Origin of the sequence: Quadrisphaera granulorum, from assembly GCF_003149145.1 — a bacterium.
Classification (GTDB): Bacteria; Actinomycetota; Actinomycetes; order Actinomycetales; family Quadrisphaeraceae; genus Quadrisphaera; species Quadrisphaera granulorum.
Genome location: NZ_QGDQ01000002.1, coordinates 222,603 through 248,032 on the forward strand (window position 1 = coordinate 222,603; position 25,430 = coordinate 248,032).

Genomic DNA, 25,430 nt, shown 5'->3' on the forward strand with positions numbered 1-25,430 from the left:
CCGGTCTCAGCCGGCAGTGGGCCGGGCGCCCAGGCCGTGCTCGCGGGCCAGCACGATGGCCTCGGCACGGCTCGCCACCCGCAGCTTGGCGAAGACCGACGAGATGTGGTTGCCGACCGTCTTGGGCGCCAGGCCCAGGCCGCTGGCGATCGCCGTGTTGCTGTGCCCCGCGGCGATGGCGTCGAGCACCTGCAGCTCCCGGTCGGTCAGCTCGGGGAACGGGCGCACCGCCGTCGGAGCGGGCGCTCCCGACAGGCGCACGACCAGGCGTGCGGCGACGTCGGGGGCCAGCACCACCTGGCCCGCGTGCACGGCGTGCAGAGCGCGGGCGATCTCGTCGGCGTCGGCGCCCTTGAGCAGGTAGCCGCGGGCGCCGGCGCGCAGCGCGGCGACCACGGTGTCGTCGTCCTCGAACATCGTCAGCACGAGGACCGCGGCCCCCGGCACGGCGGCGGTCAGCCGGGCGGTGGCGGCCACACCGTCCATCCCCGGCAGCTGCACGTCCATGACCACCACGTCGGCCGCCAGCAGCTGCGCCTCGCGTACGGCGTCCTCACCGCTCGCGGCCTCCCCGGCCACCTCGATGCCGGGCAGCGAGGACAGCAGCGCGCGCAGCCCGCGGCGCACCACGGGGTGGTCGTCCACGAGCAGCACCCGCACCGGCGCGGTGGCTCCTGCGCCCGCGTCCGGGCTGCCGTCGTCCTCCAGCACGCCGCAGAGCATGGCCCCGCGCCGGGCCGCGGGCCAGGGCCTGCGTCCCCGTCGTCCGGGAGGGCTCCCGGTCGGGTGGGGGCGTGCCCCCTGAACTGGGACGCCGCCGGCGGCCACCCTCGTCCCGTCACGCCGTCCGGCGCCCGCCTCCCCGAGGAGCAGCCATGACCACCCACCCCGCCACCGGATCCGCCCCCGCAGGCGCAGCGCCCCGGCGGCACCGCCCGCTCGGTGCCCTCAACCACGTGGGGCTGGTGCTGGCCACCCTGCTGGCGCTGTCAGACCTCAGCGGGATCTTCCTCGTCGAGCCGCCCACCGAGACGAGCGCCCAGAACGGTCCGCCAGCGGAGGTGCTCTGGTTCGCGTTCGCCATGGCCGTCGTCACGCTCGCCGGCGTCGCCCTCGCGTGGGCGGGCAGATGGCGCGGCCCCGCGGTGCGGATCGCGGCCGTGGCGCGGATCCTCTCGGCGCTCACGGCGGTCCCCGCTTTCTTCGTGGGCGGGGTCCCGACGCAGCTGCTCGTGTGGGCGGCGGTGACGGTGCTGGTGACGGTGGTCGCCGTCGTGCTCATGCTCCTGCGGCCTCGCCGCCGGGCCTGACGAAGGGCCGGACGAAGGGCCTCGGACGGGGGACGGCGTCCCCCGCGACGCAGGTGCTGGCCCCGATGCGCCTCCGAGCTTCCGAGCCGCACCCTCGACACCGATCGAGCACCTTCCCGCTTCCCCTGGAGACCCGCTGTGGACCCGCTCGTGCTCGGCCTGCTCGTCGGTCTCGCCTCGGCCGCACCCCTCGGCCCGCAGAATGCCTACCTGCTGCAGGTGGGCCTCCAGCTCCCGACCACCAGGGCGTGGGGGGCCGCCGCCCTGGTGGTCGGGCTCGACGTCTCCGTCTCCCTCACCGGAGCTCTCCTGGCGGGGCGCCTGCTGTCCGCAGCACCCGGTCTGCGGGTGCCCGCCCTCACCGTCGGCGCGGCGGTGCTCCTGCTCGTGGGCGCGCAGATCCTGTGGCGCACCCGCTCTCGCCGCCGCCCCCGGCACCTCCTGGGCCTCACGACGACGACGGACGGGGCGGACGGCCCGCCGGTGAGCGGTTGGAGCAGGCGCCGGCTCGTCTTCGGCGCGCTCGCGGTGACCTGGCTCAACCCATCGGCGCTGCTCGACTCCTCGCTGCTGTTCGGCGGCCTCGTGGCCTCGACGCGACTGGCCGACCTGCCGGTGCTCGTGCTCGGCCTGTGCGCTGCGTCCGCCCTGTGGACGGCGGGCCTCCTGGGCGTGCTGCGTGCCGTGCGGGCGCGGCTCGTGGAACGGGCGCGGTGCTGGGTGGAACGGGCAGCCGGCGTCGTCGTCGTGGCGGTCGGGCTGCGCTTCGCCGCGCAGGCCGTCGGCGTCCTGTAGCCCCGCGCTCGGCGGGTGCGTCGGCGCTGCGTCAGCGGTACTGGCTGACCATCACGGCGCTGGTGCCCGGCTCCAGGGCCCGGAAGGTGTGCGGGAGGTCGGCCGGATAGGCGACGTAGTCGCCGGGGGCCAGTTCCACGGGGTCCTCGAGGATCCCGGCCAGCGCCCGGCCCGTCGCGAGGACCACGTGCTCGACCGAGCCCGTGGCGTGCGGCTCGGAGTTGCGCGGGGCGCCCGGCTCCGCGGTGATCCGGTACACGTCAAAGCTCACGCCGGGGGTGCTCGCGGCCAGCAGCGTGGCGCGGAAGTGGGAGCTCTCGGCCGCCAGCGTGGGGCCCTCTCCGGCGCGCAGCACTCTGACGGCGGGGGCGGGCGGGTCGACGAGCGCGGAGAAGGGCACGCAGAGCGCCGTCGCCAAGGACCACAGCGTCTCGACGCTGGGGTTGGCCGAGCCCGACTCCAGCTGCGACAGGGTCGACTTGGCGACCCCCGCGCGCGCTGCCAGGTCACCCATCGACAGGCCGGACCGCTGCCGGTGCTGCCGCAGGGCCGCGGCGATGGCGGCGATGGGGGCGCCGGAACCCGCACTCGTGCCGCTGTTCGCTGAATCGGTCATCGTGTTCGCCTTGACGAACGTCGCTGCATGCCCCCATTCTCGCAGAGTGCGTTCGCCCTACCGAACAGACGGCCTCGCAGACCGGATTGGCCACCGGATCGGCTCCCCCTGGCAGGACGTCGACCGGCGCCTCCTGCGTGACGTCCTGCTCGTCTGCGCCGCCGGCGCGGTGGTCGGCCTGTCGTTCGGCGCCGTCGCGGTGGCCTCCGGCACTCCGCTGTGGGTGCCGGTGCTGCTCTCCGTGGTCGTGTTCGCCGGAGCCAGCCAGTTCGTCTTCGTCGCCCTGGTCACCGGGGGTACCGCGCCGCTGGTCGCCGCCATGACCGGCGTGGTGCTCAACGCGCGGATGGTTCCGCTCGGCATGGGCGTGGCCGACGTCGTCCCTCGCTCCGGCTGGCGGCGGCTCGTCGCGGCCCACCTGCTCACCGACGAGTCCGCGGCGTTCACCCTGCCTCGGCGTGACCCCGCCGAGCGGCGCGCCGCGTTCTGGCTGACCGGCGTGCTGCTCTTCGTGCTCTGGAACGCCGGCGCCCTGGTGGGAGCGGTGCTCGGCGGGACGGTGCTCGCCGCCGTCGACCCCGGCACCCTCGGACTGGACGCCGCCTTCCCCGCCGTCCTCCTCGCGCTGCTGGTGCCGGCGTTGCGCACCGCGACCGACCGGCGCACGGCGCTGGCGGGCGCCGTCGTCGCGGTCGCCGCGGTGCCCGTGCTGCCGGCGGGGCTGCCCGCGGTGGCTGCCGTCCTTGGTGTGCTGACCGGGGTCCGTGGGTGGTCTCGCCGTCGTGCCGCCGATACCGAGGTCGAGACCGACGTTGAGGCTGAAACCGCCGGGGGCGCCTCGTGACCTGGGGAGTCGAGCACTGGGTCGGACTGGCGGTGCTCGCCGTGGCGACCTTCGCCCTGCGCCTGCTCGGTCCCTGGCTCGCGGCGCGGATCGGTGGCGGGGCCCGTGCCGAGAGCACCGACGCGCTGCTCGCGGGCCTCGCCGTCGCCGTTCTCGCCGGACTCGTGGTGACGCAGTCACTCTTCGACGGGCGCGACCTCGTGGGGTGGGCGCGGCCGCTCGGCGTCGTCGTCGCCGGTCTCCTGGTGTGGCGGAAGGCGCCTTTCCTCGTGGTGGTCCTCGCGGCAGCTGCCACGACGGCACTGGTGCGCCTGCTCGGCCTCTCCTGACCCTCCCTCTTCCCGCACTTTCCGCGGCAAGTGCGCGGCGGAGGTGCGGTCGACCGGGCCGGCGGCGCACAGTGCAGGGGTGGCAGCCAAGGCAGCGGCGGAAGAGCTCGACGTCGACGGCGTCGCGGTGCGCTTCACCAGCCCGGACAAGGTCGTGTTCCCAGCGCTCGGGGTGGACGGCGGCACCAAGCGGCACCTCGTGGAGTACTACCGCTCCGTCGCCCAGCGGAGCGAGGACGGCGAGATCGGGCCGCTCGTGCGCGCCCTGCTCGACAGGCCGACGTACGTGCAGCGTTTCCCCGATGGGGTGGACGGCGAGGAGGTCTACCAGAAGCGCGTGCCGGCGCATGCGCCGTCGTACGTGCGCACGACGCGGGTCACCTTCCCCTCGGGTCGCCACGCCGACGCGATGCGCGTCGATGCCGCCGCCCCTCTGGTCTGGGCGGCGCAGATGTCCACCGTGACGTTCCACCCGTGGCCCACCCGCGCCTCCGACACGGACCCCGAGGCCGTCGAGCACCCCGACGAGCTCCGGATCGACCTCGACCCGCAGCCGGGCACTGGCTTCGCCGAGGCCCGCGCCGTCGCGCTCGACGTCGTCCAGCCCCTCCTCGACGAGCTCGGGTACGCAGGCTTCCCCAAGACCTCCGGTGGCCGTGGCGTGCACGTCTACGTGCGGATCGAGCCGCGCTGGGAGATCAAGCAGGTCAGGACGGCGGCCATCGCCTTCGCCCGCGAGGTAGAGCGCCGTGCCGGCGGTCGCGTCACCACCGCGTGGTGGAAGGAGCAGCGCACCCAGGCGATCTTCGTCGACTACAACCAGAACGCCCGCGACCACACCATCGCCTCGGCCTACTCGGTGCGCCGCACCCCGCGCGCCACTGTCTCCACCCCCGTGACCTGGGCGGAGCTGGCCGACGTTGAGCCGGACGATCTGACGATGGCGACGGTGCCCGCCCTGCTGGCCCGCCGCGGTGACCCGATGCGCACCCTTGACGACGTGCAGCACTCCCTGGAACCGCTGCTGGAGATGGCCGAGCGCGACGCCGCGGCGGGGGAGGGGGAGATGCCGTTCCCGCCCAACCATCCCAAGCAGGACGGCGAGCCCAAGCGCGTGCAGCCGAGCCGTGACCGTGCCCGCCCCGGCGGCCCCGAGGATCCCTCCCGGTGAACGTCGGCCCGAGGCGGGCGGGGTACGACCGCAGACCGTCGGGGCTCGCTGCCCCCATCCGGCGGGGGAAGCCCTGCCGAGTGGCGGGCATGCCGTGCGACCTGCGTGGCAGCTGCTCTGGGAGGTTCCTGTGGATCAGCCGGTGGCGGTGTCCTACGGGTGTTGTGGTTGCTGAGGCGTCGTACGGTGGTCGTGCAGTCCTTGACCCGCTCTTGACCTTCAGGGGGCGTCGTTCAGGATGCAGCAGCCCGACCTCCGGGCGACCGATGAAGGAGAGACCAGATGGGTTTCCTTGACCGCCTGCTCGGCCGTGAAGACCGGTCGGGCTCCGACCGCAGCACTGCCTACGGGCAGCCGCGGCCCGTCCAGCCCCAGCCCACCTACCGCACCGACTACCCGACGCCCGGCCAGCCCTCCGTGGGCCAGCAGCAGGCCGCCGGGCCGAGGCAGCCCCTCAGCGAGGACGAGCGGGCCCTCGAGCGCTACCGCTACCTCCTGCGTACCGCTCCGCCGGACCAGCTGGAGCAGGCCCACGCCGAGGCGTTCGCCAAGCTCACCCCGCAGCAGCGCCAGCAGGTGCTGTCCGAGCTCAGCCAGCACGTCCCCCCGGCCGAGCGCGCTCCGAGCGACAGCCCGCAGGACCTGGCCCGCATGGCGACGCGCGCCGAGGTTCGCCAGCCGGGCACGCTCGAGCGGAGCTTCTCCGGAGCGGGTGGTCCGGGTGGATCCGGTGGCGGCAGGGGACTGGGCATGGGCGCCGTCATCGGTGGTGGTCTGCTGGCCGGTGTCGCCGGGGCTTTCGTGGGCACCGCCATCGCCGACGCCATGTTCGACGGGTCCGAGGGTGACGCCTACGCCCAAGGTTTCCAGGATGCCCAGGAGGACATGGCCGCCGATGCGGGGTACGACGGCGGCGGCTTCGACGGCGGCGGCTTCGACGGCGGCGACGACTTCGGTGGTGACTTCGGCGGCGACTTCGACGTCTGACCCGTCCCGAGCGGACCCGAGGACGACGAAGGCCCCCGCCCTGCCGGGCGGGGGCCTTCGTGCTGACGAGCGGACGACGGGAATCGAACCCGCGCTATCAGCTTGGGAAGCTGAAGTTCTACCATTGAACTACGTCCGCGTGGCGCCTCTGAAGACGTCCACCGTCAGCCTAGCAAGCCTCAGCGAAGACCTCAGACACCGTCCCGCTTGTAGCCGAAGAAGCTCTTCTTGCAGATGAGCTCGGCGACCTCGGCGGGCACCATGTCCTGCCAGGTCTCGTCGTGCGCGGCGATGCGCTTCAGCACGTCGCGCGACAGGATCTTCAGGTAGTCGGGGTTGAAGTCGGCCAGGTGCACGAAGCTGCCGCGGCCGGACAGGTAGTCGAACAAGGGCTGCAGCTGCTCGCCCACCTCGACGTCCTCGACCGTGACGACGTCACCGCTGGCCAAGTCGAGCTTGGGGTAGACGAACAGCTTGAGGTTGTTCTTGAGGAGCCGGCCCCAGCTCTCGAGGAGACCACCCGGCAGGTGCGCGTGGGTCTTCTCGTCGAACAGCACCTCCAAGCTCGGCAGGCCCATGACCATGCCGATCCGCTCGGTGGTGCGCGCCTGCAGGTACGCCGCCAGCCGGTGGTAGTCGGCGAAGTTGGAGATGAGCACCGTGCTACCGGTGGCCGACAGGAGGTCTGCGCGGGCGAGGAAGTCGCGGCGGTCGAGCTTGGAGCCGCCGGCGAGCAAGTTGCTCATGGTGAGCTCGGTCAGCGCGAGGACCTTCTTGGGGTCGACGGCCGGGTCCTTGACGAACGCGCGCTTGGCGCACTCGAGCATGTCGATGTTGACGTGTGTCGGGGGTCGGAAGCTGCCGCGCTCGACGAGCACCGAGCGCTTGCGCAGGGCCTCGGAGGGCTGCAGCACCTCGCGGTCGGGGCCGAACATCGCAACGCCGGACAGGCCGAGGTGCACGAGCTGCAGCGCCATGAGGCGGTTGTCGACGCTGCGGAACTCGATGCCCGAGAACTTGATCATGTCGACCTCGATGCGGCCCGTGTTGAGCTTGTCGAGCAAGCTCGCAACGACCTCATCGGGCTCGGCGCGCTCGAAGAACGCGGCGTGCAGCAGGTTCACGCCGATGATGCCGAGCGCCTCCTGCTGCTGGGCGGCGTCGTCGTCGAGCATCCGCACGTGGATGACGATCTCGTTGGGCTCGTCCTCGGGGTGCGCCTGGAAACGCACGCCCATCCAGCCGTGGCACTCGTTGCCGCCGCGGTAGCTGCGGGCCACCACGGTGTCGGCGAATGCGAAGAAGCAGGTGTCGTCACCGCGGGCCTCCGAGAGGCGCTCCACGTTGAGCGTGTACTCGTGCTCCAGCATCGCCTGGAGGCGGCCCAGGGAGACGTAGCGGTCCGACCGGCCGTAGACGGCGTCGGAGACGGCCATGTCGTACGCCGACATGGTCTTGGCGATCGTGCCGGCGGCACCGCCCGCGCGGAAGAACCAGCGGGCCACCTCCTGACCGGCGCCGATCTCGGCGATGGTGCCGTACCAGCGCGGGTCGAGGTTGATCCGCAGGGCCTTCTGAAGCGTGTCCTCGCCGACGTCCATGCCGCCCATCCCGTCGTCCCCGTCCGTTCTCCGAGCCCGGGAGGGCTCGAACCTCGCAGCGAGCGGTCACCATCGACTCAGCACTTGTCGGCGCCGATGATGGCGTGCTCTGAGCGACCTGACCACCTCCCCGGAGCGAACCGGAGATGATGATCTGGCCACCTGTCCCTGTCATCGGCGCGTCGGGCCCGGAACTGGAGCCCACTACGGTGTCGGCGTGCTTCTTTCCGACCGCGACCTGGTGGCCGAGGTCGACGCCGGCCGCGTGGTGCTCGACCCGTGGGACCCCGCGATGGTGCAACCCTCGAGCATCGACGTCCGGCTCGACAGGTACTTCCGGCTCTTCGACAACCACAAGTACGCGGTCATCGACCCCGCCCAGGAGCAGCCGGAGCTGACCCGGCTCGTGGAGGTCGACAAGGGCGAGGCCTTCGTCCTGCACCCCGGCGAGTTCGTCCTGGCCTCGACCTATGAGGCCATCACCGTTCCGGACGACCTCGCGGTCCGCGTCGAGGGCAAGAGCTCGACGGGCCGGCTGGGCCTGGTGACCCACTCCACGGCGGGTTTCGTGGACCCAGGTTTCTCCGGGCACATCACTCTCGAACTGGCCAACGTCGCCACGCTGCCCATCAAGCTCTGGCCCGGCATGAAGATCGGCCAGCTCTGCTTCTTCAAGCTGTCGAGCCCGGCCGAGCACCCCTACGGCAGCGCGCGGTACGGCTCGCGGTACCAGGGCCAGCGCGGACCGACCGCCTCCCGCTCCTACCTGAACTTCCACCTCACGGACGTCAGCGCGGGCTCCCCCGCCGACGACGCCTGACAGACACAGCGGACCCCGCCGTGGCCTCCCTCGTGCTCGGGCGCGATGCCGGCCGCGCGCTCGCGGGTTCCCACCTGCTGCTCCTGCCCGACGAGCTCCCCGAGACCGTCGTCCTCGGTCTGGTGCGTGCGCGCCATCCCGACCTGGTCTCCGTGGGCGGTGGCACCTGGCGGCTGGGGCGGTGGACCACGCTGCGCGGCCCGCTCCTGCTTGACGCGGCCGCCGCGGCCGGCTCGGCCGTGCCCGACCCGTGGCGCTGCGCGTGGGTGATCGAGTGCCCGGTCGACCGCGGCGACCCGCCCCTGCCCGGCACCACCGACCGGGAGGGCCTCCACCGCGCTTTCCCCGACGGCCTGCCCGTCATGGCTGAGCGCCGCGCCCTCGACCTGGCGCTGGCCCTCGCCCGCCGACTCGAAGGCGCCGTCCGCGTGGCCGCGCGATCCGACGGCACCGGGTGGGCCCTGCTCCAGCCCGACCCGTCCTCCTGGGTGGACAGGACCGTGCTCAGCCCCAGCTGGGTGACCCCCGAGGACGCTCTCGCCATCGCCGCGCAGATCGTCCCCGGGGCCGAGCTGGCGGTGGAGGGCACTGCGTGGGAGGGGCTCACGCCGGAGGCGATCGCGGCCCTGGAGGCAACTCACGACGACGACGCCCCCCCACCCGACCAGCGCGAGGTGCTGCACCTGGCCGCCGATGCCCGGGACGCCGCTGTCGCAGCGGGCGACGACGTGCTGGACGCGTACGCCCTCGTCGTCGTCCTCCCCGAGGGAGGGGTGGTGCAGTTTGAGGTGGCGGGAGCCGCCGAGCCGCCGCCCGCGCTGCACGGCGTCGAGTGGGCGGCGTCAGCGGTGACGTACAGCGCGGTGTGGTGGCCCGATGACCCGGCCGCTGCCGAGCACGAGGTGCCGGCTCCCGACGTGCGCCGCGCGCGAGCCCGCGCGGGTGCGGTGATCGAGGCGCTCACGGACGCCGTCGCCCGGGAGGTCGGTGGTGTGGTGGTGGATGCCGACGGCTTCCCCCTCGCCTAGCGAAAGCCTTCTGTTCGCGTGCTGTGGGTGCGCTCTAGTGGTGCGCCGCTGTCCAGAGACCACTGCCGCTGGGATTGAGTTGGTAGCGTCTTCCCATGGAAGCGGTGGTCGACTCCGTCGGGCGCATCGTGGTGCCCAAGGCCCTCCGTGACGCCCTCGGTCTCACACCGGGGACAAGAGTTGATCTATCGCGCTATGGGGCTGGCCTTCAGCTCGTACCGAGTGGGCGCACCGCCCGGTTGGTCGAGGAGGATGGCGTGCTGGTGGCGCGCGGCAGCGGGGGTACCCGCATTGACGACGACATCGTCAACGGGCTGCTTGATGCAGGGCGACGGTGACGTCCGGAGCGGTCCGGATGTTCGCACTCGACACCAGTGCGGCTGTCCCGCTCCTGGTCGCTGACCACACAGCCCACACGGCGCTCTCCCGGTGGAGCTCGGGGCGGGTCTTGCACCTCGCGGGCCACGCTGCAGCGGAGACGTACTCGGTGCTCACGAGGCTCCCCGGAGACCTCCGCCTGTTGCCGTCAGACGCGGCCACCCTGCTCGAACGGCGCTTCGTCTCGATGCTTGCCCTGCCAGACGATGTCGCAGGAACCCTTCCCAGAGTGCTCGCAGACCTCGATGTCAGTGGCGGGGCGGTCTACGACGCACTGGTGGCGCTCGCGGCGCAGCACCACGGCGCCATTCTCGTGACAAGAGACCTGCGCGCTCGTGACACCTACGAGCGCATCGGGGTTCCTGTGCACATCGTGTCCTAAGGGGCCGCCGCCGTCGGTGGTCGGTGCGAGACTCCGGCGTCGAACTCGAGGCCGGTCGGCGCATCGCTAGAGCAGGACCTCACCGAGCCATCGGATCACGGGCCCGACGACGACGGCGAGCACCGGCGCCGCCGCGCCGAGCATCCCCAGCACCACCAGGCCCGCCACGAGGCGCGCCAGCAGCGAGGGGCGGCCCGCCCCGGGCTGCCGCAGCGACCTCAGCAGCCCGTCCACGGGAGCGGTCCTGCCGTCAGGCGCTGACGTCCTGCAGCTTCTTGGGCAGGTGGCCCGCGCTCTTCTCGTAGAACTTGGCGGCCTCGCGGGTGGCGAGCATCCGCACGACGCCGACGACGGCGCCCGACACCACGGCCCACCCGACGGCCTCGGCGAGGGCCACGTGCGGGCTCAGCGGGTTGGCCGGGGGCTGCTTGCCGGTGGCCAGCACCCACAGCTTCTTGATGACGGAGCGCGCGGCGGACTGGGCCGCCAGTCCGCTGCCCGTGCCCAGCACGGTCCACACGAGGTTTCCCACGGCACCACCCTCCCAAGCCGGGTGGGAGCCGTCCAGCGGAGGGCGTACGGTTGCCCCGATCGACAGGGGAGCGCCGACCTCGTGGGAGGCGCTGAGAGTGCGGGAGACCGCAGACCCTCGAACCTGATCCGGTTCACACCGGCGTAGGGAGTCGAGCTTTCTGCCGTTCCGGTCCCGTCCGCTCGCGGACGGCCGGTCCGGCACCCCTCCTCGCGACCCTGCTGGGAGGCACCTGATGAGCACCACCGAAAAGTCCGACGCACCGTCCACACCCCGTCGCCGGCCCGCGGGCATCGGGGCGACGCTGGTCACCGCCGTCATCGTCGTCGCTCTCGCCGCCCTCGTGTGGCAAGGGCCGACGTGGTTCTCCGAGGACGGCGTCCCTGGGGCCGCCCAGCCTGGCCCGGCGGTCCTCACCCTCGTGCTCGGTGCGCTGGCCCTCGTGGGGTGGCGCACGGCGCCGCGGCGGTCGTGGCGGGTGGTCGACATCGTCGTCGCCAGTGTCCTCGGTGTGGCGGTGGGCTTGCTGTTCACGCTCTTCAACCTTGCGTGGAACCCGATCTCGGGTCTGCTGGGCGGCTTCGCGTTCCTCGGCGCGGTCCTGACCGGACCCTGGCTGCTGGGAGGGGTCGTCGGGGGGCTCGTCATCCGACGGCCCGGGGCAGCAGTCTTCGTCGAGCTCGTCGCCGCCGTGGTGTCCGCGCTGATCGGCAACCAGTGGGGCTTCTTCACCGTCATCTACGGGCTCGTCCAGGGGCTCGGCGCCGAGGTGGTGCTGGCGGTGCTCCTCTACCGGCAGTGGGGTCTGACCGCCGGTCTGCTGGCCGGCCTCGGCGCTGGCGCTGCCTTCGGAGTACTGGAGAACCTCGTCTCGAACGCGGCGCTCCCGACCGGCTTCCAGCTCACCTACCTGGCGCTCGCTGCCGTGGTGTCGGGGGCCATCACCGCGGGGCTCGGTGGCTGGGCGCTCACCCGAGCCCTCGCGCGCACGGGAGCGCTGGCGCCACTCGCGTCCGGCCGCAACGCTCAGCGCGTCTGAGCTACCCCCGGTGAGTCCGCTCGTTCGGGCCCGCGGATGGGGGTGGCGCTGGAACGCCCGCCGCGCCCACGCCGTCCGCGGTCTCGACCTCGACGTCGAGGCCGGTGAGCGGGTCCTGCTCCTCGGAGCGTCGGGGGCCGGCAAGTCCACCGTGCTCGCCGGTGTCGCCGGGCTCCTGGACGGCGGGCCGGACGGAACCGGCGAGGCCGAGGGGCAACTCCTCCTCGACGGCGTTCCCGCCGCCGAGGCACGGCTGAACGCCGTCGCGGCGGGCCGAGGCCAGGCGCGCACCGGTCTCCTCCTGCAAGACCCGCAGGCACAGACCGTGCTGGCCCGCGTCGGGGACGACGTCGCCTTCGGCCTGGAGAACCACGGCGTGCCCGTCGAGCGGATCTGGCCCCGCGTCGAGGCGGCCCTGGCCGACGTGGGTCTCGATCTCCCGCGCGACCACCCGACCGCCCGCCTGTCCGGGGGACAGCGCCAGCGCCTGGCGCTGGCGGGGGTGCTGGCACTCGAGCCGCAGCTTCTGCTGCTGGACGAGCCGACCGCGATGCTCGATCCCGAGGGTGCTGTCCGGCTGCGCGACGTCGTCGCCGAGCGACTGACCGCGACCGGCGCAGGCTGCCTGCTCGTCGAGCATCGGGTGGACCTGTGGGTCGACCTCGTCGACAGGGTCGTGGTGCTCGCCCCCGGCGGCGGTGTGCTCGCGGACGGCCCCACGCTGCAGGTGCTGGCGCAGCGGGGTGCCGAGCTGGCCGCCGCAGGCGTCTGGGTACCAGGCCACCGGCCCGTGCCCCGTTCCCGCGAGGGCAGCCACGGTGTGCTCCACCAGAACCCTGGCGCCGCCACTGACGGACGCCTCCTCATGGCGCTGGAGGACGTCGCCGTCGGCCGGCGCGGGCACGGGGCGGCGGTGCTCAGCGCCGTGGCGGCCCAGGTCGAGGCCGGATCGGTGACGGCGGTTCGCGGGGCCAACGGCGCCGGGAAGTCGACGCTGGCACTGGCGGTGGCGGGTCTGGTGCCACCGGTGGCCGGTCGAGTCCGCGCCGGGCGACCGCTCGTCGGCGACCCAGCGCCAGCGCCTTCGCGACGGCGCTGGCGCGACCGTCGCCGCGAGGTGGCGCCCGACGACCCCGCCCGCTGGACCCCGCGCGACCTCGTGGCGCGGATCGGCTCGGTCTTCCAAGACCCCCGGCACCAGTTCGTCGCCCAGACCGTCGCGGACGAGCTGGCCGTCGGACCGCGCAGGCTCGGTCTGGCGCGGGCCGAGGTCGCCGAGCGCGTCGAGGGGTTGCTGGAGCGGCTCCGGCTTGACCGCCTCGCTCGCGCCAACCCCTTCACCCTGTCGGGAGGGGAGCAGCGGCGCCTGTCCGTGGCGACCGCCCTTGCCACCCGACCCAGGCTGCTGGTGCTCGACGAGCCCACCTTCGGGCAGGACGCCCGCACCTGGGTCGAACTCGTCGAGCTGCTCGCCGAGCTGCGCGACGGGGGGACGGCGGTGGTGGCGGCCACCCACGACGTCGAGTTGTGCGAAGCCCTCGCCGACGTCACGTGGTGGGTCGGTGACGGGCGGCTGCGCGTGGACGTGCCCGCGAGATCGGCCAGCGGACGGTGAGCACAGGCCTGCTCGACCCAGGAGTCGTGCGCCCCACCGCGCTGGCGCGCGCCAACCCCGTGGCGAAGCTCGCCGTGGCCCTCGTCCTGGCGTTCGGGTTGCTCTTGAGCGTCGACATCGTGACGGCGGGCACCGCCGTGGTGCTGGAGCTGGCGCTCCTGCCCCTGGCGGGGCTGGGCGCGCTCGCGGTGCTCCGGCGCAGCGCCGTGCTGTTGCTGGCTGCCGTGCCGGTGGCCGTGGTCAGCGCACTGCTGGGTGTCGACTCCGGCGCCGTCCTGGTGGACCTGGGACCGATCAGCGTCACGTCCGGATCGCTGCAGACCGGTGGGGCGATCGGGCTGCGTGTGGTGGCGATCGCCTTGCCGGGCGTCGTCCTCCTGGCAACCACGGACCCCACCGATCTGGCAGACGCCCTGGCCCAGGTGCTGCACCTCCCTGCCCGCTTCGTGCTCGGGGCTCTCGCGGCGTTCCGCGTGGTGGACGTGCTACTCGACGAGTGGCGTCAGCTCGGTCTGGCGAGGCGGGCTCGTGGTCTGGGAGGAGACGGCCTGCTGGCCTCTGCCCGCGACGTGGCGGGGCGGGCCTTCGTCCTCCTCGTCATCGCGGTGCGGCGCGCTGCCGTGCTTGCCACGGCCATGGAGGCCAGGGGATTCGGGGCAGGCGAGCACCAGGGGGCCGACCGGACGTGGGCGCGCCCGAGCCGTCTACGTCCCGGCGACGTCGTCGTCGTCCTCGTGGGTGTGGCTGTCACGGTGGTCTCGACCGCTGCTGGCGTGGCAGCCGGCACGTGGGAACTCGTCATCACCTGATCGGTGTGCCTCGCGCGAGGTACGTCGATGACCGTGACTGAACTGTGATCCTCAGGCACCTGTCGGGGGTGGGGCTCCATTACCACGAACCCCTGGGGGCGCGACACATGCGCGTCACAATTGCGCAACTCCAGCGGAAACCTCACAAGCCAACCTCCTGCTTGTGAGCGCAGAGACCGTCCTGACCCGAGTGCCGACCCTCCGGGCGGCCGCCCCCTTCGCCGCACCGGAGCAGGCTCCGAGTGCGGCCCTCCTCGCGCAGCCGTGGACCCTCGTCGCCGGCGGCCAGCGCCTCGTGGTGCGGCCAGCGCGTGCACAGGACCTGCCGGCCCTGGCCGGCCTCCTCGTGCGGTGCTCGCCCACCACCCGCCTCGGCTGGTCTGGCCGCGGTGGCACGGTGCTCCCGCTGGTGCAGCAGGAGGCGTGGCTGCGCGAGCCCGGCGCCGTCATCGTCGAGTCCTCCCCGGGGCGCGCCGTCGCGGTGGGCGCCCTGCGTCCGGCTACCTGCACCGGCGAGGACGACCCGATCGCCGGTGCCGTCGAGGTGCTGGTCCACGACGCGTGGCAGCGCCGCGGCATCGGCTCTGCGCTGGTCGCGCACTTCGCCGGGGCCCTGCTCGTCCAGGGGCGCACCGAGCTCCAGGTCAACCCCGACGCAGACCCGGTAGCCGCTCAGGCTCTCCTCTCCGGGCTGGGTGCTCGTGTGCGAGGCCAGCGTCACGCGCACGGTCGCTGCCCGCGGGTCCACGTGCCGCGCACCGCGCTCGACATGCTCGGCCCGCTGCGCGAGCTGTCCTACCGCTGACCTCGTAGCCGTCCCGGCAGCGTCGCCGGGAACAGATGGCATCACCTGGGAGTTGAGTCAAGCAGGCTCAAGTGGAGCACCCCCCGTTCGACAGAGCGGACGGGACGCGCAAGACTTGAGCGGCATTCACTCAGCAGTCTGCTCTCAGGAGGAACCACCATGGCCCGAGCGGTCGGCATCGACCTGGGCACCACCAACTCCGTGGTCGCGGTGCTGGAGGGCGGCGAGCCCACCGTCATCGCGAACGCCGAGGGTGGTCGCACTACGCCGTCCGTCGTCGCGTTCGCCAAGTCTGGCGAGCCGCTCGTCGGTGAGATCGCCAAGCGTCAGGCGGTCACCAACGTCGACAGGACCATCTCGTCCGTCAAGCGCCACATGGGCACGAACTGGACGCAGGCCATCGACGACAAGAAGTACACGGCGCAGGAGATCTCCGCCCGCGTGCTGCAGAAGCTCAAGCGCGACGCTGAGGAGTACCTCGGTGAGCCCGTGACGGACGCCGTCATCACGGTGCCGGCGTACTTCAACGACGCCCAGCGCACCGCCACCAAGGAGGCGGGCGAGATCGCCGGCCTCAACGTGCTGCGCATCATCAACGAGCCCACCGCCGCGGCCCTGGCCTACGGCCTGGACAAGGGCAAGGAAGACGAGCTCATCCTCGTCTTCGACCTCGGCGGCGGCACCTTCGACGTGTCCCTGCTCGAGGTGGGCAAGGACGCCGAAGACGGCTTCTCCACCATCCAGGTGCGTGCCACCTCCGGTGACAACCACCTCGGTGGTGACGACTGGGACGCCGCCATCCGCGACTGGCTGGTCAAGCAGGTCAAGAACAAGGACGGGGTCGACCTGTCCAAGGACAAGATCGCGATGCAGCGCCTCCGTGAGGCCGCGGAGCAGGCCAAGAAGGAGCTCTCGTCCGCGACGAGCACCAACATCAGCCTGCAGTACCTCTCGATGACCGAGAACGGCCCGGTCCACCTCGACGAGAAGCTCACCCGGGCTGCCTTCGAGGAGATGACCCGCCCGCTGCTCGAGCGCACCAAGGCTCCGTTCCACGCCGTCATCAAGGACGCCGACGTCAAGCTCGGCGACATCGACCACGTCGTCCTCGTCGGCGGCTCCACCCGCATGCCGGCCGTGGCCGATGTCGTGCGCGAGCTGACCGGCGGTCGGGAGCCCAACCGCGGCGTCAACCCCGACGAGGTCGTCGCCGTCGGCGCGGCCCTGCAGGCGGGTGTGCTGAAGGGCGAGCGCAAGGACGTCCTGCTCATCGACGTCACGCCGCTGAGCCTGGGTATCGAGACCAAGGGCGGGGTGATGACCAAGCTCATCGAGCGCAACACGGCCATCCCGACCAAGCGCTCCGAGGTCTTCACCACCGCTGACGACAACCAGCCGTCCGTGCTCATCCAGGTCTACCAGGGCGAGCGCCAGCTGGTGCGCGACAACAAGGCGCTGGGCACCTTCGACCTGACCGGCATCGCTCCCGCTCCGCGCGGCGTGCCGCAGATCGAGGTCACCTTCGACATCGACGCGAACGGCATCGTCCACGTCTCCGCGAAGGACCGGGGCACCGGCAAGGAGCAGCGCATGACGATCTCCGGGGGCAGCGCGCTGTCCAAGGAGGACATCGAGCGCATGGTCAAGGACGCCGAGGCTCACGCCGAGGAAGACGCCAAGCGCCGCGAGGAGGCCGAGGTCCGCAACTCCGCGGAGCAGCTGGCCTACTCCACCGAGAAGTTCGTCTCCGACAACACCGACAAGCTCCCCGAGGACGGCGTGACCCGGGTCCGCACGGCCATCGCGGAGCTGAAGACGGCGCTCGAGGGCGACGACATCGACGCGGTGAAGACCAAGCAGGAGGAGCTGGCCAAGGTCAGCCAGGACCTCGGCTCTGCCCTGTACAGCCAGGGTGAGGGCGGTGCCGCTGGTGCGTCGGCGGGTGCTGGTGCCTCCGGTGCCGCCTCGGCGTCGTCCGCTCAGGACGACGTGGTCGACGCGGAGGTCGTCGACGACGACTCGGAGGGTCGCAAGAAGTGACCGCTGGTCCCCAGCAGCCCCAGCACGCCGAGGAGCCGGTGGTGGTGCGTGACAAGCGCCGCCTCGACCCCGAGACGGGCACGGTGCGTACTCCGCCCGGTGAGCAGCCCCTCGCAGGGGCTGCCAGCCAGCCGGAGCAGGGCGAGCAGGCGTTCACCGCCGACGAGCCCGCGACGGCGGAGGCCAGCGACGAGCTGGCCGCCGCCCGCGGCCTGGCCGAGGAGCGCCTGGGAGACCTGCAGCGGCTGCAGGCGGAGTACGTCAACTACCGCCGCCGGGTCGATCGTGACCGCGACGTCGCCCGCGCCAGCGCCACCACGAGCCTGCTCGAGGCGCTGCTGCCGGTGCTCGACGATGTCGAGCTCGCCCGTCAGCACGGCGACCTCGAGGGTGGTCCCTTCGCCGCCATCAGCGACAAGCTGGAAGCAGCCCTGGGTCGCTTCGGGCTCTCGCGCTACGGACAGGTCGGCGAATCGTTCGACCCGTCCGTGCACGAGGCGCTGATGCACTCCGAGAGCGCGGAGGTCACCGAGACGGTGGTGACCACCGTGCTGCAGCCCGGCTACAAGGTCGGGGAGAAGGTGCTGCGGCCCGCCCGGGTCGCTGTCACCTCCCCCGCCTGAGCACCCATCAGACCCGACCCGCGCCCCGGTTACCCCGGGGCGCGGGTCGGGGTGTTCCCGGAGGAACCCCATGGCCGGACAGGACTGGCTCGAGAAGGACTTCTACAAGACCCTCGGCGTCTCCAGCGACGCCTCACAGGACGACGTGCGCAAGGCCTACCGCAAGCTCGCACGCACCTTGCACCCCGACGCCAACCCCGGTGACGCCTCGGCTGAGGCGCGTTTCAAGGAAGTCGGCGAGGCGTACTCCGTCCTCAACGACCCCGAGCAGCGCCAGCAGTACGACGCCGTGCGCGCCATGGCCGGTGGCCGAGCCCGCTTTACCTCGGGTGCCGCCGGGCCGTCTGGCCCGGGCGGGGCTGCGGGCTTCGAAGACCTCTTCGGAGGGCTCTTCGGTGGTGCGGGCGGCGCACAGCGCGTGCGTTACGGCGCTCCGGGTGGCGCGGGTGCGGCCGGTGCCGGGCCCGACGTCGAGGACCTCTTGGCGAGCATGTTCAGCGGTGCCGCAGGGCGTGGAGGCCCTGCCGGCTTCCAGGCACCACCGGGTGCCGGCGGGCGGCGCACCGGCGTCGATCTCGAAGCCGAGACCACGCTGCCCTTCGCCGACGCCGTCGGCGGCGCGACCGTCACGCTCAGCGTGGACGGCCAACCGCTGACCACCCGCGTTCCGCCGGGGGTCCGCGACGGCCAGCGCATCCGCTTGCGGGGCAAGGGGCGCCCGGGTCCGCGCGGCGGAGATCCCGGTGACCTCTTCATCACCGTCCACGTGGAGCCGCACCCAGTCTTCACGCGTGACGGTGACGACCTGCGCCTCACGCTACCCATCACCTTCGACGAGGCGGCGCTCGGCGCCGAGGTCACGGCTCCCACTCTCGACGGCGGCACGGTGCGCCTCAAGGTGCCGGCCGGTACGCCGTCAGGGCGCACGCTGCGCGTCAAGGGGCGGGGCGTCCGCCGTGGGGACAACTCCGGCGACCTCCTGGTGACGACGCAGGTGGTGGTCCCACAGCGCCTGGACAGCGCGGCGCGCGCCGCCGTCGAGGCCTTCCGGGCCGCCGTCTCCGGTGCCGACGGCGCGGATCCCCGCGCTGACCTGCTCGCTCGCGCCCGCGGCGCCGCCGGGGGGAGGTGACGCCTCGTGGAGCAGCGGGACGACAGGTCGGGCCTGCACCCCGACGCCGCCGTCTTCGTGATCTCGGTCGCTGCTGAGCTCGCCGGCATGCACCCGCAGACGCTGCGCCAGTACGACCGGCTCGGCCTCGTCTCGCCCTCGCGGACGTCAGGACGGGGACGGCGCTACTCCCCGCGCGACGTCGTGATGCTGCGCGAGGTGCAGCGCCTGTCCCAGGAGGAGGGCGTCAACCTCGCGGGCATCAAACGCATCCTCGAGCTGGAAAACCAGGTCACCGCGCTGCAGTCGCGGGTGGAGGAGCTCACGGACGAGCTGGGGCACGTGTACGCGGCGCTCCAGCGGTCCCGGCGGGTGTTCGCCGCCGGGCCTGAGGGTGACGTGGTTGCCGTCGAGCGCGGACAGCGCCCTCGGCGCTCCACCTCAGCGTTCGGACGCCCCTCAGGGGCGCTCGTCGTCTGGCGCCCGCCCGCGCGCTGACGCGCTCCCGGCGGACTGTCAGACCCTGGCCCTAGCGTGCCGATCGGCGCGGATGGGCCGGGTGAGGTGGCGGGAAGTTCCGCCCAGCATCGAACATTCGTTCTAGTATTCAGTGACCAGAACGTGAGGGTGTGTTGACGGTTTGTCACACGCGCCACGTACGTCACGTCTGTCACACTTGTCATTTAGGGTGGGTCCGGCAGGCGAGAACTGAGGAGGCGGCTCCGATGATGCGTGTGGACCACAGGGTGGTCGAGGCCCTGGACGAGCACCGCCGTCTCATCGACGAGCAGGGCTGGTCGGTCGTCTCCGTCGGGGGCGCCGGGCGTCGTGCCCTGCCGTTCTCCCACACCGTCGGCCTCACGCGGCTGGGGCACCCCGAGCTGCTCGTCAGTGGGCGTGGTCCCGCCGAGGCCCGCTGCCTGCTCGGCGTCCTCGGTGACGAGGTGCTCGCGGGCCACCGGTTCCACGTGGGCGACGTGCTGCGCCGCGGCCCGTGGCCGCAGCTGCGGCTCCTGCGCGTCACCTCGCCGGAGGCGCTCGTGGTGGCGCAGGCCGTCGCCGCGGACGACGTCGAGATCCCCGCGCTGCAGGTCGTCTGGTGCGACGACGACGGTCGCTGGCCGTGGGATCCCGACCGCCCCACCGGCGCCGTCGGGCAGCAGCTGTTCGCCCGCGCCCCCAAGATCGCCGTCCCTCGCCAGTTCTAAACCTCTCGCGAAGACTGCGCCCGGCGTCGACCTCGTACATCTCGGCGCCAGACGCTATTGGGTAAACCCCTTCGTTGACGATCAAGGACCTGCGCGCCACGTCGGCCTCGTCAGGACAGTGCCCAGTTGAGGCAGTTTCCGAGGGTGGGAAACAGTCGCGCAGTAGGTGGTAGGCGTACAGTTTCTTGTACCAGAGGACGATCTGGCTGCAGGAGGTGATGTCGGTGTCTGTGACTGCGAGCGAAGCCCGAGCGCGGCTGTTCCCGCTCATCGAGCAGGTGAACGCTGACCAGGTGGCGGTCGAGATCGTCTCCAAGAAAGGGACGGCGTATCTCGTGCCGGCTGCTGAGTACGAGTCGCTGCTGGAGACCATGCATTTGCTGCGCTCGCCCGCCAATGCGGAAAGGCTGCGCGCGAGCGTCGCCGCTGCGCAAGGAGGTCGCGTCCAGGAGCGGGCACTCGTCGAGCCGACCGCGCCCGAGGTCTCGTGAGGCTGGTCTTCACCGAGGAGGGCTGGCAGGACTATGAGACGTGGGTTGACCAGCGCAAGGTGCTGCTCAGGATCAACCGCATGCTCGAAGAGGCGAAGCGCGATCCGGGTTCGGGGATCGGCAAGCCCGAGCGGCTCTCTGGTGATCTGGCCGGTTACTGGTCGCGGCGGATCGACCAGGAACACCGCCTCGTCTACACGGTGATCAGCGGTGATCTCGTGGTGGTCCAGGCCCGCTACCACTACTGACGCAGCTGGTACCTCAGTGCCAGATGCGGGCGGAACGTTCGCGCCAGTAGGTCGCGGGCTCCTGCGCCAGCGGCGTCAGAGCGTGCAGGGCGTCGTCGTCGAGATCGAGCCGTGCTGCGGTTGCTCCGCTGGCGACCTGGTCGGGCGTCACCGCACCTGACAGCACGACGCCGGCCCACGGTTGGGCCAGTGCCGTGGCGAGTGCCAGCTGGTCGAGCGGAACGTCGATCTCCGCGGCGATGCGCTGGGCGTCGGCGTCGCCACCGGGGGCCAGCCGTCCGTTGGCCAGGGATTCCTTGACGACGACGAGCCACCCGGCAGCAGCGGCCTCCGCGAGCGCACGTCCCGCCGAGGGCTCGAGGGGGTTCCAGGTGGTCTGGACGGCACTGAACAGCGGCTCGCAGTCGACGTCGACCTCCAGGGCAGAGCGGACCACGTCTGCCTGGCGCGGCCCAGACGCCGACAGGCCGATCCGCAGGCCCCGCTCGCGCTCGGCGGCCAGGGTGCGCAGGAGGGCGTCGTCGTGGAGCACCGGACTGTCCGGCGTTACCGAGTGCACCTGGTAGAGACGCAGGTGATCGCCGAGCAGCGCGCGGGTTTCGGCCAGCTGCTCGCGGAAGGCCGCGAGGGAGTGGTCCTTGACCTCGTGGACCTCGGCGTCCATGCGCCACCCGCCCACGTACCGGTAGCCCCACTTCGAGGCGACGACGAGCCGCGGGTCTGCTGCGACGTCGGGGCGCGACGCCAGCCAGTGCGCGAGGAACTCCTCCGCCCGTCCGTAGGAGCGCGCGGTGTCGAAGTGCCGCACCCCCGCAGCCCAGGCGGCGTCGAGGACGGCGGCCGCGCGGTCCCGCATCGCCTCGACGGACCTGTCGGCGCCGAGGTCGTCGTCCCGACCGGCGGTGATGTACGCGGGCCGCCCCAGTGCCGCCAGCCCCAGCCCGAGTCGGGCGACGTCGTCCATGACGCCGTTGTACCCGATGTCCGACGTCCGGAATCGCCGGACTGTCGTACGTGTGTTCTAGCTTCTGTGGTGCGGGGGATCGGCGCGAGATCAGGAGCGAGAGCCATGTGCGACGTGTGCAACGGAGAGCCGCTGGAGCAGGTGCTGGCGCGCTACCAGCGGATGGTGGATGAGTACGGCTGGGCGGTCATGGGCGTGGAGGCGGACGGTCCACGCAGGCCCGGCTTTGCGTACACGGTGGGCCTGTGGGCGAAGCACGGTCATCCGGAGCTGCTCATCAGCGGCTGCCCCGTCCACTCCGGCTCTGTCGATGTTCTGAACGACCTGGCCCAGCACGTGGCGGAAGGGCTGCGCCTCGACCGTGGCGAGGCGGTCCCTGAGTGCATCGAAGAACGTGTCGTCACAGTCGACGTCGCCGACGTGCGTCGGCTCGAGATTGCCCAGGCGTTGGAGGGCAACGACGACGTGCTCATCCCAGCACTGCAGCTCGTCCGCCCTGATCCCCGCGGTCGCTGGCCGTGGGAGCCAGGCTGGTCGGAGCCGGGAGTGGAGTACTTCGGGCGGCCACTACCGCGGCCGCGGTCCAGTTCACCCCGAGGCGGGCGGGTGGGGCAGCGACACCAGCCGCGTCGACACGGACGACGGTGAGCCCGCTCGGGTAGGCGTCAGGTCCCTTGGGGTGGCGACGCGCTGCCGTCACCCCGAGGTGGCGCCGCAGCGAAGATCTCAGCCACCCTGTGAACAGCCGCAGCGGCTGAGTTCCCGGATCGGGCAGGGTGGAGGACATGGCGTCGACCGCGGTGCTTCTGACGACGATCCTGGCTGCCTTCGCCCTGCTCGCGGGGGCTTTCTATGCCCTCGTGATGTCGGTAGGAAATCGCATCACCGACCTCGGTACGTCAGTGGGCCGGCGCATCGACGCACTTGGCTCGGAACTGGGCGGGCGCATCGACAGACTCGATGGGCGTATCGACAGGATCGACGGGCGGTTGGACGCCGTCCACGAGGAGCTCACGGTCGTGCGCGCCGCCCTTGCGGACTCGACAGTCGCGTCGGCCCCATCGAACAGAAGCTCGCCTGATCGAGCTCGACGCCGTCGTCCCCACTGGCCTGCAGGGTTCAGCGTCAGCCCTCAGCAGCCTCTGCTCCGGAGACCGGGTGCACGGCGACGATGCGGTCCAGGCGGAACGTCCGTTCCTCACCGTCGGGCAGGGAGGTGGCTCGCAGCGACGTCTTGCCGGCCTCCTGCCCGATGAGGCGCAGGGAGCCCAGGCGACGACGGCTCCGCGTCCCGACCACGGTGACGTACTCGATCTCCACCTCGGACCCTGCTGACTCGCCACCTTCCAGCGCTGCCAGCAGCAGCTGGTGCTCGTGAGCCTTCAGCTGCGGTGCGAGCTCGGCCAGCCGGTCCGGGCGCCCCTGGCTTGCGGCGGCGCGTGACGGGCGTGCCGCCGGCTGCGTCTTCCGCTTCGCCGGCGCCGCTTCGGGCTGGGCTGGCTTGGACGGCTTGGCCTTGGTGGTCTCCGTGGGCTCATCACCGCGTGCGTCGGCCGTTCCCGCAGCCCCCGACCCAGGGACGAGGTCGACTACCGTCCCGGCCTCCTCCGGCATCGGCAGGTACCCCGCGGCGCGCAGCGCCGTCAGCACCTGCTCGGGCGTCGCCGTCGTCGTCGCCACCGTGGGGGCGATCCGCACCAAGCCGAGCTTGCCCAGGGCGCGATCGGCGCAGACCTGCGCCAGCAGTGGCTCGTCGGGGCAGCGCAGCACGCTCACGGCCGGGCGGACGCGCAGCACCCCGTGGGTGCGGGCCACGTCGCGGACGAGGTACACGAGCGGCTGCGGGAGCCTCCCACCAGCGGCCACGGACTCCAGGCGGTGCAGCAGCCCGTCCGCCCCGGCGCCCTCGTCGAGCGCCCTGCGGACGCTGCCCGGTGACAGCCGCCACACCACCGCGCCGCCGCGCCCCTCCCGGTCAGCGCAGGAGTCGAGGAGCCGGCTCACCCCGGCCGCGGGGTCTCCGGGGACGACGGCGGTGAGGTCCGCCCCGAACAGCACCTCGTCGATGCTCGACGGCATCGCACCGCCGAGCAGCTGCAGTGCGCCCGCCTCGTCGCCGGCCAGGAGCAGACGGCCCAGCGGCGCCAGCGCACCGCGGGCGATGAGGCCAGCCCGCTCTGCCTCCTGCCACGCGTAGCTGTAGGGCGTGTCGGTGGCGTAGGCGTGCACGGCGTGCGCCGCGGGGAGCTCCCACCGGGCAGCTGGTGCGATCTGCTGCAGGGTCGTCGCCTCCAGCGGGCCGAGGCGCGCCAGGGCTGACAGGAGAGCTGTCCGACTGGCAGCGCACCCGCCGCATCCTTCGGGGAGCAGCAGCGGCGGCCGGGGCTTGCCGTTCTGATCGGGTTCGGTGAGGTGGTCGGGGGCGGCGAGCCACGCCGTGGCCAGCGCCAGGGCGCGTTCGGCGGGGTCACGCTCGCGCCAGGCCACGCCCTCCGGTGAGACCGTCACGGTGTCTCCCTCGGGGCTGTACCCGCCCGGGGCGCCCAGCAGTGCGCCGTGCTCGTCGGCGATCAGCCCCCGCAGGCCGAGGACGTCGAGGGCGAAGCGGACGGTGGCCTCGTCGGTGGTGAACAGCTTGGCGAGCCGACGCACCTCGCGCACACCGACGCCTCCGCTGCGCAGCTGCGGGAGGGGAGCGCGCTCCAGCTCGTCGACCAGTGCGGTGGCGGTGGCGGTGAGCTCGTGCAGCGCGGCGCTCGCCGCAGACGCCACCGCCTCTTCGGAGACGGTGTGCACGGGGATCTCGGGGCGCACCGGATCGAACGGAAGGGGCACGCCGTCCGGACGCAGCGCCATCACCACCTCACGGGGCAGCGCGGGGCCGAAGGAGTAGAGGCCGAAGACGTCGTACGGGGACACCGGGTACGTCTCCCACCCCCCGTAGCCGTAGCCGCCGCGCCGGTTGCGGTAGGCCAGGCCGTGCTGCTCGGCCCAGCGCAGCGCCTCCTGCTCGTGCTGCATCGCCGCGGGTGTGACATCAGCCGTTCCCGTCGGGGTGAACCGGGCGGCCAGCGCCTTCCGCACCCGCGGGGGCGCGGTGGAGACCACGGAGCGCACGAGCGCTTCGTCGAGGAGCGCAGCGTGCAGTGCCGCCAGTGACGACTGCCGGTTCTTGGGACCCGAGACCCGGCGGTTCAGCTTGCGCAGTGCGGTGTCGGCCTCGGTGCCCGTCAGCTGCTCCACGACCTCCTCGACGATCGGACCGAGGGGCTGGGGCGGCTGCACCCGGCGACGCAGCCGGGGCGCGGGGTGCACCACCTCGCCGTCGTCCCACACCAGGGCCCGCTCCAGCAGGTGCTCCAGGCACGGGGCCAGCGTCGTCGTGTCCGTCCCCAGCAGGTCGGCAAGGCGTGGGCGGGTGGTCGCCCCGACCAGCAGCACCGCAACGAGCACCTGGGTGGGACCGAGTGGCAGCGCGGTCGAGACCGCGGCCAGGGCGTTCCCGTCGATCAACCGCTCGGCAAGGCCCGCCGGCCCGGCCGCACCACGCTTCCGCCCAGGAGCGGGGCGCGTCGTGTCCGGTCGGGCCGCCTCGACCCGAGCGCGCTGCTCCGGTGTCCATCCGGCGACGTGCTCGGCGAACGCGCGCACCTGCTCCTCCTCGGCCATCACCGGTCAAGTCAA

Annotated in this window: 29 protein-coding genes, 1 tRNA gene and 1 riboswitch; of the genes, 22 read left to right on the forward strand and 8 right to left on the reverse strand. The window is 72.4% G+C overall.

Going from position 1 to position 25,430, the window contains the following annotated elements:
* Nucleotides 1–6 precede the first annotated feature (6 nt).
* On the reverse strand, nucleotides 7–711 hold the full coding sequence (locus BXY45_RS03385; RefSeq protein WP_211319185.1) for a response regulator: 705 nt from the start codon (nucleotides 709–711) through the stop codon (nucleotides 7–9).
* Between the two features lie 164 nt (nucleotides 712–875).
* Here BXY45_RS03385 and BXY45_RS03390 point away from each other — a divergent pair, with 164 nt between their 5' ends.
* Nucleotides 876–1,310: a hypothetical protein gene (locus tag BXY45_RS03390; RefSeq protein ID WP_109772883.1), complete on the forward strand. Its 435-nt coding sequence runs from the start codon at nucleotides 876–878 to the stop codon at nucleotides 1,308–1,310.
* A 138-nt stretch (nucleotides 1,311–1,448) separates the two neighbouring features.
* Nucleotides 1,449–2,105: a LysE family transporter gene (locus BXY45_RS03395; protein ID WP_109772884.1), complete on the forward strand. Its 657-nt coding sequence runs from the start codon at nucleotides 1,449–1,451 to the stop codon at nucleotides 2,103–2,105.
* 31 nt (nucleotides 2,106–2,136) lie between these two features.
* On the opposite strand, the gene BXY45_RS03400 is transcribed toward BXY45_RS03395, so the two are convergent.
* On the reverse strand, nucleotides 2,137–2,721 hold the full coding sequence (locus BXY45_RS03400) for a helix-turn-helix domain-containing protein (protein ID WP_109772885.1): 585 nt from the start codon (nucleotides 2,719–2,721) through the stop codon (nucleotides 2,137–2,139).
* Nucleotides 2,722–2,767: 46 nt separating this feature from the next.
* Between BXY45_RS03400 and BXY45_RS03405 the strand changes: the two genes are divergently transcribed.
* From BXY45_RS03405 to BXY45_RS03420, 4 genes are all read left to right on the forward strand, one after another.
* Nucleotides 2,768–3,565 (forward strand): AzlC family ABC transporter permease, encoded by a 798-nt coding sequence (locus BXY45_RS03405; protein ID WP_218566881.1) that lies wholly within the window; start codon nucleotides 2,768–2,770, stop codon nucleotides 3,563–3,565.
* The gene (locus BXY45_RS03410; RefSeq protein WP_109772886.1) at nucleotides 3,562–3,894 is read left to right on the forward strand and encodes an AzlD domain-containing protein; all 333 of its coding nucleotides are present in this window, start codon (nucleotides 3,562–3,564) and stop codon (nucleotides 3,892–3,894) included. Before BXY45_RS03405 ends, BXY45_RS03410 begins: the two co-directional genes overlap by 4 nt.
* Before the next feature lie 79 nt (nucleotides 3,895–3,973).
* Nucleotides 3,974–5,065, forward strand: coding sequence for a DNA polymerase domain-containing protein (locus tag BXY45_RS03415; RefSeq protein WP_109772887.1), 1,092 nt, complete (start codon nucleotides 3,974–3,976; stop codon nucleotides 5,063–5,065).
* Nucleotides 5,066–5,347: 282 nt separating this feature from the next.
* Complete coding sequence (locus BXY45_RS03420) at nucleotides 5,348–6,052, forward strand: hypothetical protein (RefSeq protein ID WP_109772888.1); 705 nt, start codon at nucleotides 5,348–5,350, stop codon at nucleotides 6,050–6,052.
* 68 nt (nucleotides 6,053–6,120) lie between these two features.
* Here the strand turns inward: BXY45_RS03420 and BXY45_RS03425 are convergent.
* Both BXY45_RS03425 and BXY45_RS03430 read right to left on the reverse strand, forming a co-directional pair.
* Nucleotides 6,121–6,191, reverse strand: a tRNA-Gly gene (locus BXY45_RS03425).
* A 52-nt stretch (nucleotides 6,192–6,243) separates the two neighbouring features.
* Nucleotides 6,244–7,653, reverse strand: a complete 1,410-nt coding sequence (locus BXY45_RS03430) for a nicotinate-nucleotide adenylyltransferase (protein ID WP_109772971.1) — start codon at nucleotides 7,651–7,653, stop codon at nucleotides 6,244–6,246.
* A 217-nt stretch (nucleotides 7,654–7,870) separates the two neighbouring features.
* Between BXY45_RS03430 and dcd the strand changes: the two genes are divergently transcribed.
* The 4 genes from dcd (at nucleotide 7,871) to BXY45_RS03450 (ending at nucleotide 10,261) form a co-directional block, all read left to right on the forward strand.
* A complete protein-coding gene (dcd, locus tag BXY45_RS03435; protein WP_109772889.1) occupies nucleotides 7,871–8,473 on the forward strand; it encodes a dCTP deaminase in 603 nt (200 codons plus the stop codon).
* 20 nt (nucleotides 8,474–8,493) lie between these two features.
* Nucleotides 8,494–9,501 (forward strand): hypothetical protein, encoded by a 1,008-nt coding sequence (locus BXY45_RS23105; RefSeq protein WP_109772890.1) that lies wholly within the window; start codon nucleotides 8,494–8,496, stop codon nucleotides 9,499–9,501.
* Between the two features lie 95 nt (nucleotides 9,502–9,596).
* Nucleotides 9,597–9,839 carry an AbrB/MazE/SpoVT family DNA-binding domain-containing protein gene (locus BXY45_RS03445; protein WP_109772891.1) on the forward strand — a complete coding sequence of 81 codons (243 nt, stop codon included), beginning with the start codon at nucleotides 9,597–9,599 and terminating at the stop codon, nucleotides 9,837–9,839.
* 17 nt (nucleotides 9,840–9,856) lie between these two features.
* Nucleotides 9,857–10,261, forward strand: coding sequence for a PIN domain-containing protein (locus BXY45_RS03450; protein WP_109772972.1), 405 nt, complete (start codon nucleotides 9,857–9,859; stop codon nucleotides 10,259–10,261).
* Nucleotides 10,262–10,327: 66 nt separating this feature from the next.
* Here BXY45_RS03450 and BXY45_RS23110 read toward each other — a convergent pair whose 3' ends face one another.
* Nucleotides 10,328–10,495, reverse strand: coding sequence for a hypothetical protein (locus tag BXY45_RS23110; protein WP_170131294.1), 168 nt, complete (start codon nucleotides 10,493–10,495; stop codon nucleotides 10,328–10,330).
* 16 nt (nucleotides 10,496–10,511) lie between these two features.
* Nucleotides 10,512–10,793 (reverse strand): DUF4235 domain-containing protein, encoded by a 282-nt coding sequence (locus tag BXY45_RS03455; RefSeq protein WP_109772892.1) that lies wholly within the window; start codon nucleotides 10,791–10,793, stop codon nucleotides 10,512–10,514.
* Between the two features lie 54 nt (nucleotides 10,794–10,847).
* Nucleotides 10,848–10,960: riboswitch (TPP riboswitch) on the forward strand.
* 266 nt (nucleotides 10,961–11,226) lie between these two features.
* Between BXY45_RS03455 and BXY45_RS03460 the strand changes: the two genes are divergently transcribed.
* From BXY45_RS03460 to BXY45_RS03510, 11 genes are all read left to right on the forward strand, one after another.
* Nucleotides 11,227–11,832: an ECF transporter S component gene (locus BXY45_RS03460; protein ID WP_342799509.1), complete on the forward strand. Its 606-nt coding sequence runs from the start codon at nucleotides 11,227–11,229 to the stop codon at nucleotides 11,830–11,832.
* 10 nt (nucleotides 11,833–11,842) lie between these two features.
* A complete protein-coding gene (locus BXY45_RS03465; protein WP_109772973.1) occupies nucleotides 11,843–13,447 on the forward strand; it encodes an ABC transporter ATP-binding protein in 1,605 nt (534 codons plus the stop codon).
* Complete coding sequence (locus BXY45_RS03470) at nucleotides 13,444–14,256, forward strand: energy-coupling factor transporter transmembrane component T family protein (RefSeq protein WP_211319186.1); 813 nt, start codon at nucleotides 13,444–13,446, stop codon at nucleotides 14,254–14,256. The genes BXY45_RS03465 and BXY45_RS03470 overlap by 4 nt, the downstream gene beginning before the upstream one ends.
* A 163-nt stretch (nucleotides 14,257–14,419) precedes the next feature.
* Nucleotides 14,420–15,061: a GNAT family N-acetyltransferase gene (locus BXY45_RS03475; protein WP_109772894.1), complete on the forward strand. Its 642-nt coding sequence runs from the start codon at nucleotides 14,420–14,422 to the stop codon at nucleotides 15,059–15,061.
* A gap of 159 nt (nucleotides 15,062–15,220) precedes the next feature.
* Entirely contained in the window at nucleotides 15,221–17,101 is a 1,881-nt protein-coding gene (gene dnaK, locus BXY45_RS03480; RefSeq protein WP_109772895.1) for a molecular chaperone DnaK, read from the forward strand.
* The gene (gene grpE, locus BXY45_RS03485) at nucleotides 17,098–17,724 is read left to right on the forward strand and encodes a nucleotide exchange factor GrpE (RefSeq protein ID WP_109772896.1); all 627 of its coding nucleotides are present in this window, start codon (nucleotides 17,098–17,100) and stop codon (nucleotides 17,722–17,724) included. The genes dnaK and grpE overlap by 4 nt, the downstream gene beginning before the upstream one ends.
* Before the next feature lie 70 nt (nucleotides 17,725–17,794).
* Complete coding sequence (locus tag BXY45_RS03490; protein WP_109772897.1) at nucleotides 17,795–18,856, forward strand: DnaJ C-terminal domain-containing protein; 1,062 nt, start codon at nucleotides 17,795–17,797, stop codon at nucleotides 18,854–18,856.
* 6 nt (nucleotides 18,857–18,862) lie between these two features.
* Complete coding sequence (locus BXY45_RS24470) at nucleotides 18,863–19,333, forward strand: heat shock protein transcriptional repressor HspR (protein ID WP_281270543.1); 471 nt, start codon at nucleotides 18,863–18,865, stop codon at nucleotides 19,331–19,333.
* Between the two features lie 236 nt (nucleotides 19,334–19,569).
* The gene (locus BXY45_RS03500; RefSeq protein WP_170131295.1) at nucleotides 19,570–20,043 is read left to right on the forward strand and encodes a DUF4262 domain-containing protein; all 474 of its coding nucleotides are present in this window, start codon (nucleotides 19,570–19,572) and stop codon (nucleotides 20,041–20,043) included.
* A 224-nt stretch (nucleotides 20,044–20,267) separates the two neighbouring features.
* The gene (locus BXY45_RS03505) at nucleotides 20,268–20,534 is read left to right on the forward strand and encodes a type II toxin-antitoxin system Phd/YefM family antitoxin (RefSeq protein WP_109772976.1); all 267 of its coding nucleotides are present in this window, start codon (nucleotides 20,268–20,270) and stop codon (nucleotides 20,532–20,534) included.
* Complete coding sequence (locus tag BXY45_RS03510) at nucleotides 20,531–20,782, forward strand: Txe/YoeB family addiction module toxin (RefSeq protein WP_109772899.1); 252 nt, start codon at nucleotides 20,531–20,533, stop codon at nucleotides 20,780–20,782. The genes BXY45_RS03505 and BXY45_RS03510 overlap by 4 nt, the downstream gene beginning before the upstream one ends.
* A gap of 13 nt (nucleotides 20,783–20,795) precedes the next feature.
* On the opposite strand, the gene BXY45_RS03515 is transcribed toward BXY45_RS03510, so the two are convergent.
* Nucleotides 20,796–21,746 carry an aldo/keto reductase gene (locus BXY45_RS03515; RefSeq protein WP_109772900.1) on the reverse strand — a complete coding sequence of 317 codons (951 nt, stop codon included), beginning with the start codon at nucleotides 21,744–21,746 and terminating at the stop codon, nucleotides 20,796–20,798.
* A gap of 105 nt (nucleotides 21,747–21,851) precedes the next feature.
* On the opposite strand from BXY45_RS03515, the gene BXY45_RS03520 reads away from it, so the two are divergent.
* Nucleotides 21,852–22,394, forward strand: coding sequence for a DUF4262 domain-containing protein (locus BXY45_RS03520; protein WP_109772901.1), 543 nt, complete (start codon nucleotides 21,852–21,854; stop codon nucleotides 22,392–22,394).
* 477 nt (nucleotides 22,395–22,871) lie between these two features.
* Here the strand turns inward: BXY45_RS03520 and BXY45_RS03525 are convergent, their stop codons facing one another.
* A complete protein-coding gene (locus tag BXY45_RS03525; protein WP_146211065.1) occupies nucleotides 22,872–25,397 on the reverse strand; it encodes a helicase-associated domain-containing protein in 2,526 nt (841 codons plus the stop codon).
* Nucleotides 25,398–25,430: the final 33 nt, after the last annotated feature.

Bases quoted from the DNA above. Each gene is read 5' to 3' on its own strand.
- BXY45_RS03390 (WP_109772883.1), top strand. From the start codon at position 876: ATGACCACCCACCCCGCCACCGGATCCGCCCCCGCAGGCGCAGCGCCC.
- BXY45_RS03400 (WP_109772885.1), bottom strand. From the start codon at position 2,721: ATGACCGATTCAGCGAACAGCGGCACGAGTGCGGGTTCCGGCGCCCCC.
- BXY45_RS03420 (WP_109772888.1), top strand. From the start codon at position 5,348: ATGGGTTTCCTTGACCGCCTGCTCGGCCGTGAAGACCGGTCGGGCTCC.
- BXY45_RS03430 (WP_109772971.1), bottom strand. From the start codon at position 7,653: ATGGACGTCGGCGAGGACACGCTTCAGAAGGCCCTGCGGATCAACCTC.
- BXY45_RS03445 (WP_109772891.1), top strand. From the start codon at position 9,597: ATGGAAGCGGTGGTCGACTCCGTCGGGCGCATCGTGGTGCCCAAGGCC.
- BXY45_RS03450 (WP_109772972.1), top strand. From the start codon at position 9,857: ATGTTCGCACTCGACACCAGTGCGGCTGTCCCGCTCCTGGTCGCTGAC.
- dnaK (WP_109772895.1), top strand. From the start codon at position 15,221: ATGGCCCGAGCGGTCGGCATCGACCTGGGCACCACCAACTCCGTGGTC.
- BXY45_RS03490 (WP_109772897.1), top strand. From the start codon at position 17,795: ATGGCCGGACAGGACTGGCTCGAGAAGGACTTCTACAAGACCCTCGGC.
- BXY45_RS03515 (WP_109772900.1), bottom strand. From the start codon at position 21,746: ATGGACGACGTCGCCCGACTCGGGCTGGGGCTGGCGGCACTGGGGCGG.
- BXY45_RS03520 (WP_109772901.1), top strand. From the start codon at position 21,852: ATGTGCGACGTGTGCAACGGAGAGCCGCTGGAGCAGGTGCTGGCGCGC.